The 2,781-nt window shown below is 53.1% G+C and carries 4 protein-coding genes; all 4 read right to left on the bottom strand.

Features of this window, described 5'->3' with window-relative positions; all coding sequences use genetic code 11:
* Positions 1 to 414: iron chelate uptake ABC transporter family permease subunit (locus tag Q7V48_14660; GenBank protein ID MDO9211968.1), on the bottom strand; the 414-nt coding region annotated here is incomplete at its 3' end.
* A 76-nt stretch (positions 415 to 490) separates the two neighbouring features.
* Complete coding sequence (locus Q7V48_14655; protein ID MDO9211967.1) at positions 491 to 1,369, bottom strand: cobalamin-binding protein; 879 nt, start codon at positions 1,367 to 1,369, stop codon at positions 491 to 493.
* A 29-nt stretch (positions 1,370 to 1,398) separates the two neighbouring features.
* Complete coding sequence (locus tag Q7V48_14650; protein ID MDO9211966.1) at positions 1,399 to 1,995, bottom strand: histidine phosphatase family protein; 597 nt, start codon at positions 1,993 to 1,995, stop codon at positions 1,399 to 1,401.
* A gap of 24 nt (positions 1,996 to 2,019) precedes the next feature.
* Positions 2,020 to 2,781, bottom strand: a 762-nt coding sequence (gene cobS / locus Q7V48_14645) for an adenosylcobinamide-GDP ribazoletransferase (GenBank protein ID MDO9211965.1), incomplete at its 5' end; no start/stop codon positions are given.

The following is a 2,781-nucleotide window of genomic DNA, read 5'->3' as shown; positions in this document are numbered from 1 at the left end:
CCCAAAGGCTGCCCCGGGAACCGCATAGATCCCCAAAAATGTCGACCCCAGGCCGACGAGGATGGCCAGCACAGCGCCCACCGCGGCTCCGCTGGAGATGCCCAGGACGAAAGGGTCAGCCAGGGGATTGCGCAGCAGCGCCTGAAGCACAGCCCCTGCCAGGGAAAGGGCGGCTCCCACCAGGACTCCGGAAATTGTCCTCGGTAAACGCAATTCGAGGATAATAGAAGCTTCGCTTACCGTCCATTCCACGGGAAAACGATCCCCCAGAATCTGATGAAGAAGGATGGACCAGCTCTTGGAGAGGGGGATCATCACCGCTCCCAGAGAGACAGAGATCCCCATGACTCCGGCCAAGAGGAGGACCAGGACCATCATCCAAAGAATCCATCTTTTAAAGGTCCAGCGAGACATAAAAAGCCTTCAGTGATCAGCAATCAGCAGTCAGCAGAGAAATAATTGCTATCAGCAATGAGCCATCAGCTCATTGCTATTTAAACGCTTCCGGGTGTATCGCCCGCGCAACCTGCTCCAGCCCGTCCACGATTCTGGGTGAGGGGCGGTGGATCAAGTCGGAGTTAAGGACATGAATCCGACCCTGGCGCACTGCGGTTATGGTTTTCCATCGTTCCCACCACCGGCGCTGTTCGGTGAGGGGGTCGTCTGACCTCATGGAGGCCAGGATGATCACCTCCGGGTCCACGGCCAAAACTTCCTCAAGGCTAAACCGTGGGTACTTCCCCTGGGCAGTTTCCGCAATGTTGCGGCCTCCGCCCAGACGGATCAGATCATCCACAAACGTCCCTTTCCCGGCGCTGATCAGGGGCTCAAAGTTCAGAACGTGGAGAACCCGGGGGTGAGGTCGCCCCTGGACTTTGGTCCGGATGGCCTGAATTCTTTCTTTCATCGCCTGGGTCACTCTTTGCGCAGACTGGACGGAATAGGTCACCTCTCCGATGTGTTGCATGGAGGTAATCACCTCGGAAACGTTCTTGGGATTGGTAATGTACACAGGAATCTTCAACTTGGCTAACTTGTCCACGAAGGTCTTTAAATCTCCTTCGGCGATTCCTATGACTAAGTCCGGCCGCAAGGCAACGATCTTCTCCAGAGAGGGGTTGATGTAGCCCCCGACCTTCTCTTTCTTTAAAGCTTCGGGAGGAAACTGGCAGTAGGAACTTACTCCTACCAACCGGTCTCCAAGGCCCAGGGCAAAAAGGGTTTCCGTGACACTGGGAGCAACGGAAACAAAGCGCTGCGGGCTTCCTTGCACTTCCAGTTTCCGGCCTACCTCATCGGTGAAGGTGGCGGCGAACGAATTCCCACCGCCAATTAGGATGAAAAGAATAATCACAAGAACAATCTGCAATCTGCAACCCGCAATCCGCAATTTACCACCTATCCATTGATTAATTTCACCAGCGTCCACGAGGGGGTATACTCAATTATGTTCAGGCACCCGTAATCCTGCTCGATCCGCAGCAGGTGAGCGAAGGATAAGTGAAGGGCCTCGGCCAGAATTACCCGGTTCAGAGCACCATGGGAAACCAGGGCGAACTCCTGCTCTCGGTGGAACTCGACCAACTCCTGTAACTTGGGGATCGCGCGCTCCCGTACATCCCCCACGCTCTCCCCGGCAGGAATGCGGAAAGTCTCTACGTTATTGATCCACTGGGGAATGTCTGTAGGGTATTTTTCCATGACCCCCTGATAATTCAGCCCCTGCCAGCGGCCGAAATGCATCTCCCGGAAATGGGGAAAGCCTTGGGGTACAAGGCCGTGCGGTTGGGCGATGATTTCTGCTCCTTTTTGGGTACGCCGGAGGTCGCTGCAATAAACCGCAGATAAATTTTTATCTTTTAATAGATCCCTCAGGCGCTCCATTTGCTTCAGACCGGTGGGGGTAATGTCAACGTCGGCCTGCCCGTTATAAACTCCGTGGTTGAGCACTTCGCCGTGGCGGGCCAGATAAATGCGGGTTCGATCAGGATCCATGGGGTAAGCCTCTCTCGTGAAAATTCAATAACGCCAATGAAACATCCCGGACATCAAAATTAAAACCAGAACTTCATTAGACTCATTCGCTGCGCCAAGAACATCTCCGGTGATGCCCCCGATTTTTTTCTCAAAGAATCTTTGGAAGAGGAGAGTAAAAACCCCTACAACCACCCACAGGATCATTCCCCAGAAACGGTAGAAGAAAAAGCTGAGAACTAAGGAAGTGGCTGTGGCCACGACCATTTCCCTTTTTTTCAGGTTTTCCTTAAAGGGAAGACCCAAGCCGCCTTCCCGGCGGGCATAACGAGCCCGGTAAGTTAATTGCACCATGGACCAGCGGCTGAGAATCAAAGCCACTAATAATGTTTTACCTACAGCTCTGTCAGGTAAAGAATTGAGGGCTAAGAATTTAATTCCCAAAATCAAAATCAAACCAACGACCCCAAAAGTCCCCACCCGATGATCTTTCATGATTTTCAGCCTTTCTTCGGGAGACTTTCCGGAAGCCAGCCCATCGCAAGTATCGGCTAGCCCATCCAGGTGGAAAGCTCCCGTCAGAACGACCAGAAGCATGACGATCAGTCCGTCGGCGAGGGTACGGGGAAAAGCCAAGGAAAAAACCCATTGGGCGGCCCAGAGAATTAGTCCCAGAAGAAGCCCGATCACCGGGTAGAAAGCCATGGATCGGCCTAAGAGCTGGGGATCTATTTCCTGATCACTCTTCCTCCAGGGGAGGATGGTTAAAAATTGCCAGGCTAAAGAGAAACTGTTCATTCCTTTGCT

This window comes from Deltaproteobacteria bacterium, from assembly GCA_030654105.1.
In the GTDB taxonomy this organism is placed as follows: Bacteria; Desulfobacterota; SM23-61; order SM23-61; family SM23-61; genus JAHJQK01.
The sequence above is the reverse complement of the archived record's forward strand: the minus strand, read 5'-3'. Positions and strand labels throughout refer to the sequence as shown.

What these genes read in the sequence shown, in the direction of transcription:
- Q7V48_14650 (MDO9211966.1), bottom strand. Translation starts at nt 1,995, where the DNA reads ATGGATCCTGATCGAACCCGCATTTATCTGGCCCGCCACGGCGAAGTG.